14 protein-coding genes and 10 tRNA genes are annotated in these 16,356 nt (G+C 44.1%); 23 read left to right on the top strand and 1 reads right to left on the bottom strand.

All coding sequences use genetic code 11. The features are described from left to right. Positions 1-60: 60 nt before the first annotated feature. Positions 61-555, top strand: a complete 495-nt coding sequence (gene pncC, locus QWZ07_RS19700) for a nicotinamide-nucleotide amidase (RefSeq protein WP_029223239.1) — start codon at positions 61-63, stop codon at positions 553-555. A 139-nt stretch (positions 556-694) separates the two neighbouring features. Beyond that, positions 695-1,735, top strand: coding sequence for a recombinase RecA (gene recA, locus QWZ07_RS19695; protein WP_029223240.1), 1,041 nt, complete (start codon positions 695-697; stop codon positions 1,733-1,735). Between the two features lie 177 nt (positions 1,736-1,912). Here recA and QWZ07_RS19690 read toward each other — a convergent pair whose 3' ends face one another. Continuing rightward, the gene (locus QWZ07_RS19690; RefSeq protein ID WP_225998355.1) at positions 1,913-2,866 is read right to left on the bottom strand and encodes a winged helix-turn-helix domain-containing protein; all 954 of its coding nucleotides are present in this window, start codon (positions 2,864-2,866) and stop codon (positions 1,913-1,915) included. 230 nt (positions 2,867-3,096) lie between these two features. Here QWZ07_RS19690 and QWZ07_RS19685 point away from each other — a divergent pair, with 230 nt between their 5' ends. The 21 genes from QWZ07_RS19685 (at position 3,097) to QWZ07_RS19585 (ending at position 16,355) form a co-directional block, all read left to right on the top strand. Further along, entirely contained in the window at positions 3,097-3,375 is a 279-nt protein-coding gene (locus tag QWZ07_RS19685; protein ID WP_017108701.1) for a hypothetical protein, read from the top strand. Positions 3,376-3,545: 170 nt separating this feature from the next. Next, positions 3,546-4,052, top strand: coding sequence for a thiol peroxidase (tpx, locus tag QWZ07_RS19680; protein ID WP_192852306.1), 507 nt, complete (start codon positions 3,546-3,548; stop codon positions 4,050-4,052). A gap of 197 nt (positions 4,053-4,249) precedes the next feature. Beyond that, positions 4,250-4,738, top strand: coding sequence for a hypothetical protein (locus tag QWZ07_RS19675; protein WP_102279351.1), 489 nt, complete (start codon positions 4,250-4,252; stop codon positions 4,736-4,738). A gap of 231 nt (positions 4,739-4,969) precedes the next feature. After that, the gene (gene alaS / locus QWZ07_RS19670) at positions 4,970-7,552 is read left to right on the top strand and encodes an alanine--tRNA ligase (protein WP_017108704.1); all 2,583 of its coding nucleotides are present in this window, start codon (positions 4,970-4,972) and stop codon (positions 7,550-7,552) included. A gap of 220 nt (positions 7,553-7,772) precedes the next feature. Then, on the top strand, positions 7,773-8,954 hold the full coding sequence (locus QWZ07_RS19665; RefSeq protein WP_080585220.1) for an aspartate kinase: 1,182 nt from the start codon (positions 7,773-7,775) through the stop codon (positions 8,952-8,954). A 92-nt stretch (positions 8,955-9,046) separates the two neighbouring features. Beyond that, entirely contained in the window at positions 9,047-9,244 is a 198-nt protein-coding gene (csrA, locus tag QWZ07_RS19660; protein ID WP_004415691.1) for a carbon storage regulator CsrA, read from the top strand. 475 nt (positions 9,245-9,719) lie between these two features. Then, positions 9,720-9,812: transfer RNA gene (locus tag QWZ07_RS19655), tRNA-Ser, on the top strand. A gap of 46 nt (positions 9,813-9,858) precedes the next feature. Further along, positions 9,859-9,935, top strand: a tRNA-Arg gene (locus QWZ07_RS19650). Positions 9,936-9,983: 48 nt separating this feature from the next. Further along, positions 9,984-10,076, top strand: a tRNA-Ser gene (locus QWZ07_RS19645). A gap of 85 nt (positions 10,077-10,161) precedes the next feature. Then, positions 10,162-10,238, top strand: a tRNA-Arg gene (locus QWZ07_RS19640). Between the two features lie 70 nt (positions 10,239-10,308). Then, a tRNA-Arg gene (locus QWZ07_RS19635) sits at positions 10,309-10,385 on the top strand. An 88-nt stretch (positions 10,386-10,473) separates the two neighbouring features. Further along, positions 10,474-10,550, top strand: a tRNA-Arg gene (locus QWZ07_RS19630). A gap of 88 nt (positions 10,551-10,638) precedes the next feature. Continuing rightward, a tRNA-Arg gene (locus tag QWZ07_RS19625) sits at positions 10,639-10,715 on the top strand. 71 nt (positions 10,716-10,786) lie between these two features. Next, positions 10,787-10,863, top strand: a tRNA-Arg gene (locus tag QWZ07_RS19620). Between the two features lie 71 nt (positions 10,864-10,934). Further along, positions 10,935-11,011 (top strand) — tRNA-Arg (locus tag QWZ07_RS19615). A gap of 88 nt (positions 11,012-11,099) precedes the next feature. Beyond that, a tRNA-Arg gene (locus QWZ07_RS19610) sits at positions 11,100-11,176 on the top strand. A 375-nt stretch (positions 11,177-11,551) separates the two neighbouring features. Beyond that, positions 11,552-11,809: an oxaloacetate decarboxylase subunit gamma gene (locus QWZ07_RS19605; RefSeq protein WP_010435831.1), complete on the top strand. Its 258-nt coding sequence runs from the start codon at positions 11,552-11,554 to the stop codon at positions 11,807-11,809. A 31-nt stretch (positions 11,810-11,840) separates the two neighbouring features. Beyond that, on the top strand, positions 11,841-13,622 hold the full coding sequence (gene oadA / locus QWZ07_RS19600; protein WP_192852305.1) for a sodium-extruding oxaloacetate decarboxylase subunit alpha: 1,782 nt from the start codon (positions 11,841-11,843) through the stop codon (positions 13,620-13,622). Between the two features lie 9 nt (positions 13,623-13,631). After that, positions 13,632-14,762: a sodium ion-translocating decarboxylase subunit beta gene (locus QWZ07_RS19595; protein WP_004735495.1), complete on the top strand. Its 1,131-nt coding sequence runs from the start codon at positions 13,632-13,634 to the stop codon at positions 14,760-14,762. Between the two features lie 171 nt (positions 14,763-14,933). Further along, positions 14,934-15,887, top strand: a complete 954-nt coding sequence (locus QWZ07_RS19590) for an NADP-dependent oxidoreductase (protein ID WP_102542826.1) — start codon at positions 14,934-14,936, stop codon at positions 15,885-15,887. A 6-nt stretch (positions 15,888-15,893) separates the two neighbouring features. Beyond that, on the top strand, positions 15,894-16,355 hold the full coding sequence (locus QWZ07_RS19585; protein ID WP_004735497.1) for a YqaA family protein: 462 nt from the start codon (positions 15,894-15,896) through the stop codon (positions 16,353-16,355). Position 16,356: the final 1 nt, after the last annotated feature.

Here is a 16,356-nt window from a genome sequence, read left to right as displayed (position 1 = left end):
GCGACACATGCGAAAAGATGCAAATCCAAATGATATACATCTAGATAAGGGAAGCCAAAGATGCAGACGACTCAAGCTCTTAGTGAAAAACTCGGACACTTACTTGCGAAACATAAACATGTATTAGTGACGGCTGAATCTTGCACTGGCGGTGGCGTTGCTAGCGCGGTAACCGATATTGCTGGTAGCTCGGCTTGGTTTGACCGTGCTTTCGTGACCTACAGTAATGAAGCAAAACAAGAGATGATTGGTGTTCAGCTTGAAACCTTAGTTGAATTTGGTGCCGTGAGTGAGCCGGTGGTTATAGAAATGGCTCACGGGGCGCTGCAACATTCAAACGGCACGATTTCTGTATCGATCAGCGGCATTGCTGGCCCAGGTGGTGGTACGGAAGATAAGCCGGTAGGGACCGTGTGTTTTGCTTGGAAGGCTACAAATGGATGGAACAAAGTAGGAACGCATGTATTTACAGGCGATAGATCACAAGTACGCCAACAAGCCACGCACCATGCCCTGCAAGTTATTTATGATTACCTATCAATGGAAGACAAGTAACATTTGTACAAATTATTTTCATACAGGTATAGACACTGTATGAATCAACAGTATAATAAAAGCCAATTAGTCACCCCTTTGTGGGTTAGAAATAGATTCTAAGTCGCTTGTTGAGACAACCGATTATGTGGAGATAGAAATGGACGAGAATAAACAAAAAGCGTTAGCCGCAGCCCTTGGTCAGATTGAAAAGCAATTTGGTAAAGGTTCGATCATGCGTCTTGGTGATAACCGTACAATGGACGTAGAAACTATTTCTACAGGCTCTCTATCTCTAGATATCGCACTAGGTGCTGGTGGCCTACCGATGGGGCGTATCGTGGAAGTTTACGGTCCAGAATCATCAGGTAAAACAACGCTAACGCTTGAGCTTATTGCAGCGGCGCAAAAAGTGGGCAAAACGTGTGCATTCGTTGATGCGGAACACGCACTTGACCCTATCTACGCTCAAAAGCTTGGTGTTGATATCGACGCTTTGCTTGTGTCTCAACCAGATACCGGTGAACAAGCTCTAGAAATCTGTGATGCACTGGCTCGTTCAGGTGCTATCGATGTTCTTGTTATTGACTCGGTTGCTGCACTAACACCTAAAGCTGAGATCGAAGGCGAAATGGGCGATAGCCACATGGGTCTTCAAGCACGTATGCTTTCTCAAGCAATGCGTAAGCTAACAGGTAACCTTAAGCAGTCTAACTGTATGGCTATCTTCATTAACCAAATTCGTATGAAAATTGGTGTAATGTTCGGTAACCCAGAAACAACAACAGGTGGTAATGCACTTAAGTTCTACGCATCTGTTCGTCTTGATATTCGCCGTACTGGTGCAATCAAAGATGGTGATGAAGTTGTTGGTAACGAGACTCGTATCAAGGTTGTTAAGAACAAGATTGCTGCACCATTCAAACAAGCTGAAACTCAAATCCTTTACGGAAAAGGCTTCAACCGCGAAGGTGAGCTTATCGATTTAGGTGTTAAGAATAAGCTAGTAGAGAAAGCGGGCGCTTGGTACAGCTACAAAGGCGATAAGATCGGCCAAGGTAAATCGAACTCTTGTAAGCACCTACGTGAAAACCCAGAGATCGCTCTGGAACTTGACACTAAGCTTCGTGAATTGCTACTGACTCCTGCTGTTCTTGAAGAGAAAGGCGCAGAGAAAGAAGAAGAAAACGAAGAGCTATAAGCTAACGTTTATAGAACGGGTGTTTTAAAGAAACATTCGTTTTGAAAGAGTAGAAAGCCTCGCATATTTTATGTGGGGCTTTTTTGTTGGGGCTGATTTAGCCTTGAGTTGTATCGTGCGATTTCACTTCTCCATCCCCTAAACCCTAAACCCTAAACCCTAAACCCTAAACCCTAATCACTTTTGAGGCTTACCCTTACAGTAAAAAGAGTTCAGTAACGGTGTAATGATGGAGTGATAGATATTGATGTTATCTAGCTTCTGCTTAAATATGTTTTGGCTTTTTCTATTGTTGGTAAAGACAAAGGCATACATCGAAGCAATGTTGTCTCTGTATGCTGAATTACTCACTCGAATGTAGATACTTTTCACATTGCATTGTGCCAGTTCCAATCCATTTATATAGGCCTTCATTTCTGTTGAAGATACCTTCTGTGAATCGTCACTGAGATAAAGCGTCGCACTGCCGAATTGATAGGGTTGGTAGTTCTCTTTATTGAGGAATGGCGCTTGTTCATTGTTGTAGTGGATAAAGTAATAGGCGACCAGAATGATGCCAAACCATAGAGCGCATAAACTTATCGCAAATTGATGAGGGAATCTTGGGTTAACTTGTTCTTCGTTAATTGGCTGTTGTAGGTGATAGGTGTTTCTCTCTGCTTCTGCTTCTGCTTCTGCTTCTGCTTCTGCTTCTGCTTCTACATCTACTTTACCCCCAACTCCTAATGCATCACCTAAAATATCGTTCTCAGGCATTGCTTCTAACACATCTCGGTTTTTAGTTTGCGGGGTACTTGATGCTTGAGGTTGCTTATTTTGGGTGACTGAAAGTGAGTACCCTTTCTTGCTTATTGTTTTGAGCTTTAACTCATCAGTGTTTAAATTTTTGATGACCTTTCTAATGTAACTAATGGTGTTGGTCAGGGACTGGTCGGTTACTAATACACCCTGCCAACACTCTTCAAATAATTCCTCTCGAGATATGCACTGACCTTGGTGCTCTAACAGATATACAAGCACCTTAAACGGCAATGGGCGCATGCTGATCGTGGTATCAGATAGCGTCTGTGTGATCGTCCTCATTTTATTATTGATAACGATTTGGTCAGTGATATTGCTTTTGTGATTCATGGGCTTGTATGACGTTTTCATGTTGGATTTTGCGGGCGGTACTTTAAGCATAGGAGGCCAGTCTGTAACTGTAAAACGTCATTGGTTATATAAAAATTACATTTAGTTATCTGGTTATATTTTTGTTTGGCAATGGTTTGTAGCGAAAGCCAAAGGTGGTTGCTAACGTTATGCCGCCACGAGTTTTGATGATAGCTCGATTACTAATCGTTGTTTTATAGGTAAATAGGATGCCCGAAATTAAACAGAAAAACTCGGAATCAGTGAAGACCCTGTTGGAAGAGTATAAAGAAGTGACCTCCGTTGAGTCTTTTCAATTGGATGTCGTTAAGTCTTTAATAAAGATTTTTACCGACACTGATAAAAGCCTTGAGCAAGGCGATAAGGTGACCTTAGTAAAGGTTGCACAACAATATATCGATGAAGAGATCGATTTTTCACTTTCTGTTGGTTTTGATGATGCCGTTCCTATCCTAACTTCAATTAGAAAAGTAATTGAGATTGTCTAAGCGTTGGATTTGAATTTTAAGATTGTCAGGCACTTACGCTGACACTTGAGGTTCAATCTCTAAGTGAAATATAAATTAAAGATGTTCATGTTTGATTTGAATGTCTTTAGATAAAGGCAACACAGTCAGCTAGGTCGGCAATATTATAATTACATTGAAAGGAAGAAATAATGAATACAGTTACATTTTTAGGCGACAAGATTGCACTAGCGGGTGATTTCCCACTAAAGGGCGAAGTACTGACAACACCTTCGATGACAACAGTATCGCTAGCTCCGTTAACTATCTCAGACAAAACGGCTGAGTTTAAACTGATTTACTTGTTCCCAAGTGTTGATACGCCAGTATGCTCAAGCAGCACTAAGGCGATCTCTGAGTTGTCGGAACTGAAATCAGATTCTGTAGATATCTACACAGTTTCAACAGACCTGCCATTCGCACTTGCTCGCTTCCAGGAGAAAGAAGCAGTGACAGGCGTTGAGCAGCTATCAGTATTCAAGAACCCAGAGCTATTAAAAGCATTTGGTACTCAATTTGAAGAGCATGCTCTGTCTGGTTTGTCAGCTCGCGCAATTATTTTGCTGGATACAAACAATGTTGTTGTACACAGTGAATTGGTTGCTGAAGTGACTGAAGAGCCAAACTACAGCGCTATCATTGAAGCTTTAAAGGCTTAATGATGATTTGAAACCTTGGTGAATTTTGGGCACCAAGGTTTCATTATTTTACGCACAACGATAACAAGTTGATTTCGTTTTTAAGAACCCAAGCTCAATTCGGTCTACGCTTATAATTCAGTTATTTGTAGAACAATGCCCAACGAGTGAATTGGATTATTGAACTAGATTGTTGAATTAGATATCGGTGTTCTTCCTTGATAAAAGTAAAGTTAGCCATTTTTGTTACGGTTTCAACGATAGGGGCGATTATTCTCGCCATCGTGTTGCTCACGCCTCCACTCGCTTTGCGAGGGAGTCAGTGGGCATGTAATTTCAAGCAAATGGGATTTGTCACACCATCGTATGCGCAATACTCTGAATTGAATGAATTTATGCTGTATTCATTTAGCTCTGATGAAGATTTTTTTGTCAGCGATAGAATTCAAACCCTGAATCAACAGGGCGCAGTTGAAACTGCGGAAGTTGTATTTGTGGGGAAATATACGCTGAATGATAACCACCTAGAGATGGTTTTCAATGAAGTGAACTTCAGACATAAACACCCTGATGACATGATTAATCGTAATCAGTCTTTGTATAAAGGGTTTACTATCCAATATGACATTGAGCTGGACGGTGATTTTCTTTACTTGTATTCATCCAGCAATAGTGAAGAGTTCAATCACATTTGTACCAAGCGTTAATTGCAGTTATTTACCCTCCGTGTACCTTAGTCTTTAAGAACAACTCTCTTCCTGTCTCATCCATTTTCTTTGTATGTTCTCTGCCTGAGCTAGTGGAATATTCTTCATTTTATCGAATTCCAACTAAAATCCTGCCCAAGGGTGTCTTTTCTACAAGAAAACTAGTCGAAGCCTTAACCATGATCTACAATACGGCAAAATTCTAACTCGACTATTTTCAGGAAGAGCTGCATGTACATGAGCACTGATGAGGTTCGCAACGCGTTCCTTAAGTTCTTTGAGAGCAAAGAACACCAAATCGTAGACAGTTCATCGTTAGTTCCACATAACGATCCAACCCTGCTATTTACTAACGCAGGTATGAACCAATTCAAAGATTGCTTCTTAGGCGCCGAAAAACGTGCCTACACTCGAGCAACTACGGCTCAGCGTTGTGTACGTGCGGGTGGTAAACACAATGACCTTGAAAACGTAGGTTTCACGGCTCGTCACCATACATTCTTCGAAATGCTAGGTAACTTCAGCTTTGGTGATTACTTCAAAGAAGAAGCGATTGGGTTTGCTTGGGAATTCCTGACTGAAACACTCGGTCTGCCAAAAGATCGTCTGTTAGTAACGGTTTACGAGACAGATGACGAAGCATTCGATATCTGGAACAAGAAAGTGGGCATCCCAGCTGACAAGATTGTTCGCATCGGCGACAAAGAAGGCGGCAAGAAGTTTGAATCTGATAACTTCTGGACAATGGGTGACACAGGTCCTTGTGGTCCATGTACTGAAATCTTCTACGATCACGGTGAGCATATCTGGGGCGGTCGTCCTGGTACACCTGAAGAAGATGGTGACCGTTTCATCGAGATTTGGAACAACGTATTCATGCAGTTCAACCGTCACGCTGACGGCACTATGGAACCGCTACCTAAGCCAGCTGTAGATACTGGTATGGGTATTGAGCGTATCTCTGCAATCATGCAGGGCGTTCACTCTAACTACGAAATTGATGTATTCCAAAAGCTAATCAAAGCGACAGCAGAAGTGGTGGGTCACGACGACCTATCTAACCAATCTCTGCGCGTTATTGCTGACCACATCCGTTCTTGTTCATTCCTAATCGCTGATGGCGTAATGCCTTCAAACGAAGGTCGTGGCTACGTTCTACGCCGTATTATTCGTCGTGCAGTTCGTCACGGTAACAAGATTGGTGCACAAGGCGTGTTCTTCCACAAACTTGTGGGTGTACTGGCTGAAGTGATGGGCTCTGCGGCTGAAGAGCTTAAGAAACAGCAAGAGCTTGTTGAAAAAGTACTTCGCATCGAAGAAGAGAACTTTGGTCGTACGCTAGAGCGTGGCATGGTTATCCTTAACGACGCATTAGACGCACTTGAAGGCAAAGAGCTTGACGGTGAAACAGTCTTCAAACTTTACGACACATACGGCTTCCCAGCTGACCTTACTAACGATGTAGCTCGTGAACGCGACTTTACTATCGATGAAGAAGGCTTTGAGAAGGCGATGGAAGCACAGCGTAAGCGTGCACGTGAAGCGGGTCAGTTCGGTACTGATTACAACGCAACGATCAAAGTAGACACTAACACTGAGTTCTGTGGTTACACAGGTACTGAAGGTGCGGGTGAAATTTCTGCGTTATTCGTTGACGGCGAAGAAGTATCTTCACTATCGGCTGGCGACAAAGCAATCATCATCCTTGAAGAGACACCATTCTACGCTGAGTCAGGCGGTCAATGTGGTGACGCTGGTACGTTAAGCACTGCGTCGGGTCTATTCAAAGTACAAGACACTCAGAAGCTAGGTAATGCATTTGCACACCACGGCGAGCTAGTTGAAGGCGTATTTGCTCAAGGCGATAAAGTAGAAGCGCGCGTTGATGCTGAGCGTCGTGCTGCTATCTCACTAAACCACTCTGCAACTCACTTACTTCACTCTGCATTGCGCGAAGTGCTAGGTGAGCACGTTGCTCAGAAAGGTTCTTTAGTTAAGCCAGACAACCTACGTTTTGACTTCTCTAACCTTGAAGCGGTAACACCAGCACAGATTAAAGAAGTAGAGCGTCTAGTTAACGCACAAGTTCGTAAGAATCATGTGATTGAAACGAACATCATGGACATCGAGTCAGCGAAAGAAAAAGGTGCGATGGCACTGTTTGGCGAGAAGTACGATGATGAAGTTCGCGTTCTGTCTATGGGCGATTTCTCTACTGAGCTTTGTGGTGGTATCCACGCGAGCAACACGGGTGATATCGGTCTATTCAAGATCACTTCTGAAGGTGGTATTGCTGCGGGTATTCGTCGTATTGAAGCGGTAACGGGTGAAGCTGCTCTAGATGCCGTTGATGCTCAGAATAACGCTTACGAAGAGAAATTGGCTGAATCGGCTAAGAAAGCGAAGTCGCTAGAGAAAGAAATCCAACTACTTAAAGAAAAGATGGCTGCAGCTGAAGGCGCAAACATCATGGGTAAAGTGGAAGACATCTCAGGCACTAAAGTTCTGGTTGCTGCAATTGAAGGCGCAGACAACAAGAACCTACGTACTATGGTTGATAATGCTAAAAACCAAGTGGGTAGCGGCATCATCCTGATTGCGAACGTAGCAGACGGTAAAGTTGGCTTAATTGCTGGCGTAACCAAAGACCTTATCGGCAAAGTAAAAGCCGGTGACCTCGTTAAGATGGTTGCTGAGCAAGTTGGCGGTAAAGGCGGCGGTCGTCCAGATATGGCTCAAGCGGGTGGTACAGACGTTGAAGCACTACCTGAAGCGCTTAAATCAGTACGTATTTGGCTAGAAGAGCGTCTTTAAGCTTAAGTAATTGATACAAAGATGCCCAATCAACTGATTGGGCATCTTTTATTTTGCCTAATGGAAGAACGTCTGAAAAAGGTTTGATTGAGATTAACCAAGAAGTCTAATGGTAACGTTAGACTCCTTGGTTAATTTTTTATTGCTTCGCCATGACGCGGAGTATGTGTTTTTTTGTCATATATAGACATTGGTCTTGGGAAGGTGAGGAAGGGTGAAAATGCCTCTTATCGTGCAGAAATTTGGTGGAACGTCGGTGGGTTCAATAGAACGAATCCATCATGTAGCAGAAAAAATCATTGAAGCGAAAAATGAAGGGAACCAGATCCTGGTTGTCGTTTCTGCTATGTCAGGTGAAACAAATCGGTTAGTTAACTTAGCTTCACAAGTTGATAGCGTGCCAAATGCTAGAGAGTTGGATGTGCTGTTAACAGCTGGAGAACAAGTTTCCATGGCTTTGTTAGCGATGACGTTGCACAAGTTGGGTTATGAAGCGACATCGATGACTGGCTACCAAGCCAAGATACACACCGATTCTAATCATAATAATGCGACGATTGAGCGTATTGATACCGCTCCTATTAAAGCGCTGTTAGATGATGATCAGATTGTCATTGTTGCAGGTTTTCAAGGCGTTAACGCGAAAGGTGATATCACAACCTTAGGGCGAGGTGGTTCAGATACCACGGCCGTTGCATTAGCGGGCGCGCTTCAAGCGAAAGAGTGTCAGATTTATACCGATGTTGATGGCGTATATTCCTGCGACCCTAGAGTCGTTAAGCAATCTAAGAAATTAGATACCTTAGACTTTCCTTCTATGGAAGAAATGGCTCGCAGAGGCGCTAAGGTTTTGCACCTTCCATGTGTTCAGCATGCGTGGCGACACAATGTACCATTGAGAGTGCTTTCGAGCTTTGAAGAAGGCGAGGGAACTCTTATCGCAGGTAATGACTGTTTGAATGATATTGCTGGGATAGCTATTGAAAGAGATATGGTTCGCATCGAGTGTTTGAATCAAGATTTACCGTCTCTCATGTCGCATTGTCAGTTGTTAGGGATCGAAGTCTGTAGTGTGATCGAGGAAACAGAACGGGCAGCGCTCATTATCAAACCGGACATAAGTGCTAAATTAAAACTAGTTTTTGCTGAAAAAATCCGTAATAGTGAATATGTTAGTTTGTTAACTGTGGTAGGAAGCCGAACACAAGAAATTGTGGTCAGTTCACATGGATTGTTGTCTGAAGGCGAAATTGATGTACAACATCACTTATTGCAGCAGCAGTCTTTAACTTTGGTGATATCACCAACGCAAGTCGATATGGCTGCTAACATATTACACAATGCATACATCGTAGCGCGTGAAACACAGGGTTATCTTAAAAAAGAAGTGCATTTTGGTTAAATAAACTCAATCGATAGTTTACGAAAATATAACTTTTGTTGGATAATGCTCTCGTAGCTAGATAAATTTAGAGATTACTCAAGGAGCAAAGAATGCTAATTTTGACTCGCCGTGTTGGCGAAACACTGATGATTGGTGATGAAGTAACAGTTACTGTACTAGGCGTTAAAGGTAACCAAGTACGTATTGGTGTTAACGCACCTAAAGAAGTATCTGTTCACCGTGAAGAGATCTACATGCGCATTCAAGCTGAAAAAGGTAATGGTAACGTTGCATCTGGCAACTACTAATACTTTTGCGTAGAAGAGGGGCTAGCATTGTTGCTAGCCTTTTTTGATCTTGGGAGAGCAAAATCACAAGTTAGTGATTGGTTAGTTCAATAACTGGCTTAGTTCTAGATGCAGGGCTGAATGCTTGATATCGAAAAGTTACGCGCCTGAGTTAACTCTTATTGAGGCATCGTGATATTTGTTTGCCATAGTTCAAGTTTTACTGACTTACCCTATGGTGAAATAGAGCATCCCGTAGTATGGTGCAAACAGCAGTGACACTTACTGCGAGATAAATTAGATAATTGTTTTCCGCTGTTAATTATTGCCAATCTTTCACCTTAATTTTTAAGGGAAAAAGCGCTAATTGGATGTTATAAGTTCAATTTGCAAGCGCTTTGATTAAATTGCAAACGGTTGAATGTTTTTGTCCGGTTTTTTTCAATAAAGTGTTTGACATATTTTCGGTAAAACGTAATATGTGCCTCCGCAAGACGGTGAGGTGGCCGAGAGGCCGAAGGCGCTCCCCTGCTAAGGGAGTATGTGGTTTGTAGCCGCATCGAGGGTTCGAATCCCTCCCTCACCGCCATTTCTTGCACGTTTGAATTTGCAAGCAAACACAGAAGTAACAATGTGCGCCCTTAGCTCAGCTGGATAGAGTACCTGGCTACGAACCAGGCGGTCGGAGGTTCGAATCCTCCAGGGCGCACCATTCTTTAGATTACTTTGTTAAGAAGTAATGGATAAGAATAATGAATTAGGTGAGGTGGCCGAGTGGCCGAAGGCGCTCCCCTGCTAAGGGAGTATGTGGTTTGTAGCCGCATCGAGGGTTCGAATCCCTCCCTCACCGCCATTCATTACAGGCCTATGGCCTTTTTTTTGTTTCGTAGAAACAAGAATGTGATATATTTCACAACTTCTTCACTTGAAGATACCGTGCGCCCTTAGCTCAGCTGGATAGAGTACCTGGCTACGAACCAGGCGGTCGGAGGTTCGAATCCTCCAGGGCGCACCACTATTTAGGGTTTTCATTAATCCTGATGTTGAATGTTTAGTTTTACTTTATGCTCAATATCGAAACCGTTGCGCCCTTAGCTCAGCTGGATAGAGTACCTGGCTACGAACCAGGCGGTCGGAGGTTCGAATCCTCCAGGGCGCACCACTATTTAGGGTTTTGATTAATCCTGATGTTGAATGTTTAGTTTTAACTGCTTTATTGCCTTAACTAACAGCTCAATATCGAAACCGTTGCGCTCTTAGCTCAGCTGGATAGAGTACCTGGCTACGAACCAGGCGGTCGGAGGTTCGAATCCTCCAGGGCGCACCACTATTTAGGGTTTTTATTAATCCTGATGTTGAACGTTTAGCTTTAACTGCTTTATTGCCTTAACTAACAGCTCAATATCGAAACCGTTGCGCCCTTAGCTCAGCTGGATAGAGTACCTGGCTACGAACCAGGCGGTCGGAGGTTCGAATCCTCCAGGGCGCACCACTATTTAGGGTTTTCATTAATCCTGATGTTGAACGTTTAGTTTTAACTTTATGCTCAATATCGAAACCGTTGCGCCCTTAGCTCAGCTGGATAGAGTACCTGGCTACGAACCAGGCGGTCGGAGGTTCGAATCCTCCAGGGCGCACCACTATTTAGGGTTTTCATTAATCCTGATGTTAAACGTTTAGTTTTAACTTTATGCTTAATATCGAAACCGTTGCGCCCTTAGCTCAGCTGGATAGAGTACCTGGCTACGAACCAGGCGGTCGGAGGTTCGAATCCTCCAGGGCGCACCACTATTTAGGGTTTTCATTAATCCTGATGTTGAATGTTTAGTTTTAACTGCTTTATTGCCTTAACTAACAGTTCAATATCGAAACCGTTGCGCCCTTAGCTCAGCTGGATAGAGTACCTGGCTACGAACCAGGCGGTCGGAGGTTCGAATCCTCCAGGGCGCACCACATTATTAGAGAAAGCCTCGTTTTTACGAGGCTTTTTTTATGCCTGTCGTAAATTTGTTGCAACAATGTTAAATTTACGGTTTTTTTAACTTGTTGTATTTAAAGTAATTCTTGATTGCTTCTTGGTTATTCCACCTTTCTCATATCATTTCCCAGAAAAGCCCCGTTTAAGTCACAGTTTAAATATCTAAAAATGACTCATTTGACAGATTTATGTGATCTGATAGGCGAATAATTAACCTTATGTGTGCGTTATCCGTAACAGAACCTTAAACAAAATTGACAAACTTTTACCAATCGAGATAATCCATGGGTCGGGATCACTATTCGCTGAAATCCTGCACCTATGTCAGGATGACGAAGAAAGGAAGCAACATGACTAATATTGGAAGCCTGCTAGGAGATGCAGCAACTCTAATGATAACGGGAATGTCCGTTGTCTTTATTTTCCTAACTATTCTAGTTTACCTCGTTCGGTTGATGTCAAAACTGGTACCAGAAGAAGTACCTGAACCGATCGCAGCACCTAAAAAAATTAAAAAATCACAATCAAACCCTTCTGCTGTTAGTCCACAGGTAGTGGCAGCAATTTCGGCCGCGGTTCACCAATACCGTGCGTCTACTGCTAAGTAGCATTTAAAGGATTAAAAAGGAGTTTATGAGCATGTCTAAACCACTAGCTATCACTGATGTGGTACTTCGTGACGCGCACCAGTCACTATTTGCTACACGTATGCGTATCGAAGATATGCTGCCTATTGCGGCAGAACTGGATAAAGTCGGTTACTGGTCTTTAGAGACTTGGGGTGGCGCGACGTTTGATTCGTGTATCCGTTTTCTTGGAGAAGATCCGTGGGAGCGTTTGCGTGAGCTGAAAAAAGCGATGCCAAACACACCAATGCAGATGCTACTGCGTGGTCAAAATTTATTAGGTTACCGCCACTACGCGGATGACGTAGTCGAAAAGTTTGTTGAACGTGCCCACAAGAACGGCATGGACGTATTCCGTATTTTTGATGCGATGAATGATGTTCGTAACTTTGAAACGGCAGTGAAAGCAACGATCGATGTTGGCGGCCACGCTCAAGGTACGTTGTCTTATACAACCAGCCCAGTACATAACTCAGATACGTGGGTTGATCTCGCTAAGCGCTTGGAAGATCTAGGCTGCCATTCACTATGTATCAAAGATATGTCAGGTTTATTAAAGCCTTATGAAGCGGAAGAGCTAATTACTCGCATCAAAGCGTCTTGTGATGTACCTCTAGCGCTACATAGCCACGCGACAACGGGTCTATCAACCGCTACAGCCGTTAAAGCTGTTGAAGCTGGCATTGATATTCTAGACACCGCAATCTCTTCTATGAGCTGTACTTACGGCCATACACCAACCGAAACGGTTGTTGCTATGTTGGAAGGCACAGAGCGCGACACCAATCTTAAGCTTGATCAGATCGAACCCATCGCGGCTTACTTCCGTGATGTACGTAAAAAGTACGCGAAATGGGAAGGTCAGCTAAAAGGTGTCGATTCTCGCATCTTGATCGCTCAAGTTCCTGGCGGCATGTTAACCAACATGGAAGGTCAGCTTAAAGAGCAAGGCGCAGCCGATCGTATGGACGAAGTGCTTGAAGAGATCCCGCGCGTACGTAAAGAATTGGGTTACATTCCTTTGGTAACACCTACTTCTCAAATCGTGGGCACTCAAGCAGTTATCAACGTCTTAACCGGTGAGCGCTATAAGAGCATCACTAAAGAGACAGCGGGTCTGTTGAAAGGCGAATACGGTCAAGCGCCTGCTGAGGTTGATGCTGAACTACAAGCGAAAGTGTTAGATGGTGCTGAGCCAATCACGTGTCGTCCTGCTGATTTACTTAAGTCTGAAATGGATACGTTAACGACTGACCTTTTAGAAAAAGCGAAATCAGATGGCATTTCACTCGCTGAAGATACCGTTGATGATGTACTGACATACGCACTCTTCCCACAAGTCGGCCTTAAGTTCCTTAAGAACCGTCGTAACCCTGAAGCATTTGAACCTGCACCGACTGCGGAAACGGCAGCTCCTGTTGCAGCACCACAACCTGCTACTGGCGGTATTGAAAGCTACAGCGTGAAGGTTGATGGTCAAGTTTATGATGTTGAAGTTGGCCCTCAAGGTGAACTGACATCGGTATCTCCATCAGCGAAACCTGCACAAGCGGCTCAAGCAGCACTTGCTGCGGCTTCTGATGCAGAAGCCGTTCCAGCTCCGTTAGCGGGCAACATCTTCAAAGTTATCGTTCAGCCGGGTGCTGAAGTGGCTGAAGGTGATGTGCTACTGATCTTGGAAGCGATGAAGATGGAAACCGAAGTTCGTGCTGCTCGTGGTGGTATCGTTCAAGAGTTGAATGTTAAAGAAGGCGATGCAGTTACTGTAGGCGCTCCACTACTAAGCTTAGCGTAAGGGAGTCCCATGGAAGGATTGATGACCTTATGGTCTGAAACAGGTATTGCTAACTTTGAGTTCGGCCAGATCTGTATGATGTTGGTCGGTTGCTTATTGTTGTTTTTAGCAATTCGCAAAGGATTTGAACCGTTACTTCTACTGCCAATTGGCTTTGGTGCCGTATTAGCAAACATTCCAAATGCTGGGTTTACTGATCCAGGTGGTTTGCTTTACTACGTTTACTACATTGGTATTGAAACGGGTATTTTCCCACTGCTGATCTTTATGGGTGTTGGTGCAATGACGGACTTCGGTGCGTTGATTGCTAACCCTAAAACGTTATGGCTAGGGGCTGCGGCTCAGTTTGGTATCTTCGCAACGCTATTTGGTGCGATCTTGCTGAACTATGTTCCAGGAATGGAATTCTCAATGGCCGATGCTTCGTCAATTGCGATTATTGGTGGTGCCGATGGCCCAACCGCGATCTTCTTGGCGAGTAAGTTGTCTCCTGACCTATTAGGTGCCATTGCGGTAGCGGCTTATAGCTACATGGCGTTGGTTCCTATTATTCAGCCGCCAATCATGAAAGCGTTAACGACGCCTGAAGAACGTAAGATTAAGATGGCGCAGTTACGTCACGTTGGTAAAGCCGAGAAGATCCTTTTCCCGCTTGCTGTACTATTGATGACGATTCTGTTCCTACCTTCAGCAACACCTCTAGTGGGTATGTTCTGCTTGGGTAACTTAATGCGTGAAGCGGGTGTGGTTGATCGCCTTTCAAAAACAGCTCAAAACGAACTGATTAACGTCGTAACTATTTTCCTAGGCCTAGGTGTTGGTTCTAAGCTTCAAGCGGATACGTTCTTGAACTTAGAGACACTGGGTATTCTAGGTTTAGGTGCTGTGGCGTTCAGTATCGGTACGGCGGGTGGCGTATTAATGGCTAAGCTACTTAATCGCTTCTCTAAAGAAGACATCAACCCATTGATTGGCGCAGCTGGAGTATCAGCGGTTCCTATGGCGGCTCGTGTTGTAAACAAGGTTGGTCTTGAGGCAAATCCTCAAAACTTCTTGTTGATGCATGCGATGGGCCCGAACGTGGCAGGTGTACTTGGTAGTGCGGTTGCCGCAGGTATTCTATTAGCTCTCGTGGGCTAATGAACTGCTGGGTCATGTGTCGTTACGTTAATTGGTCGTCAATTTACGAATGAGCGGTTAACTTCGCCTTATTAAATGGTTTATAGTCAAAGGGATGCTTTCGCATCCCTTTCTTTTTATCAATTAGGGTGTTTGCTCACTAGGGCTTTTATCAATCAAGGAAATGTGGAAATGGAAAACAAACAGATTGCGATTACTCAATTCGGCGGCGTCGAAAACCTAAGTATTCAAACCAACGTTATTCCTAAGCCAAAGGCGGGAGAAGTGCTGGTCAAAGTTTCCTTTTCGGGCATTAATCCGATTGATGTCAAAACCCGTGCTGGCCTTGGTTGGGCCGCAGCACAGAACAAAGATAATCTTCCTTGGGTACCTGGTTACGACATTTCAGGGCAGATTGTTACGCTAGGCGAACATGCAGAGCGTTTTACTGTTGGTGATAACGTAGCCGGCTTTATTGGCTTCCCATTGCAAGGCGGCGGTTACAGCCAATATGTGTGCGTTCCAGAAGCTGCATTAAGCATGGTTCCTGATTCTGTCACTCTAGAAGCGGCTGCGGCATTACCACTAGCCAGCCAAACGGCAGCACAGGCACTCAATAAAGCGGAAGTGAAAGAGGGCGATCGTGTACTCATCTTGGCGGGTGCAGGCGGCGTTGGTCATCTAGCGGTTCAAATCGCCGTGGCAGCGAAAGCCGAGGTTTATACAACGTGTAGTGAAGCGAATCTTGATTACTTAGCAACGCTAGGCGCTCATGCGATTAACTATAAATTTGCACCAGCATCAGAAAGAGTATCCGATGTCGATGTGCTGATTGATTTGGTCGGTGGAGATACCGCTCTCGATGCATTGAAGTGTCTAAAAGATGGCGCAAGAGTCGTGACAGTCCCAACTTTATCTGCTGAATTGATCTGCGAAAAAGCAACATTATTAGGCTTTACTGCATCAGGTATGCTGGTTGAGCCAAACCCAGAGCAAATGGACACTATGCTGTATATGGTCAGTGTCGGATTGCTCAAAACAGAAATTCAAGGTATCTACCAGTTAGACGAAGCGCAATCAGCTCATCTGCAGGTTGAAACCGGACATACCAGAGGCAAGGTACTACTTAAAATGCAAGAAGGTTGATATGCAGTGCTAGAGTTTTTTAATTCTCTATTTGAAAACATAGCGCTGTGGTTTTCTGACTCAGCGCTGTGGGTACTCTTCATTAGTGGCTTCTTGAGTGCCACGTTATTGCCCGGCGGTTCTGAAGCAAGTCTGGTTGCGGCATTGAGCTTAGATCAGTTCTCAACATCATCGATCATTCTGCTGGCGACACTTGGTAATACCTTAGGCGGCCTGACCAATTATTGGATTGGTTTGTGGTTACCTAATCGAACTCAATCTGAAAAGCATGGTCATAAGGCTATGGCTTGGCTGAGCCGCTATGGTTACTGGACACTGTTATTCAGTTGGTTACCGATCATTGGTGACCCTTTGTGTCTGGCTGCCGGTTGGCTGAGAATGAAATTTATCCCTAGCGTTATTTTGATAGCGATTGGCAAAGCCGCTCGCTACAGCTTACTTGCTGCTATTTACTTCGGTTTTTTCTAAG

This window comes from Vibrio lentus (assembly GCF_030409755.1).
Lineage (GTDB): Bacteria > Pseudomonadota > Gammaproteobacteria > Enterobacterales > Vibrionaceae > Vibrio > Vibrio lentus.
This window is presented reverse-complemented; position numbering and strand designations above follow the sequence as displayed.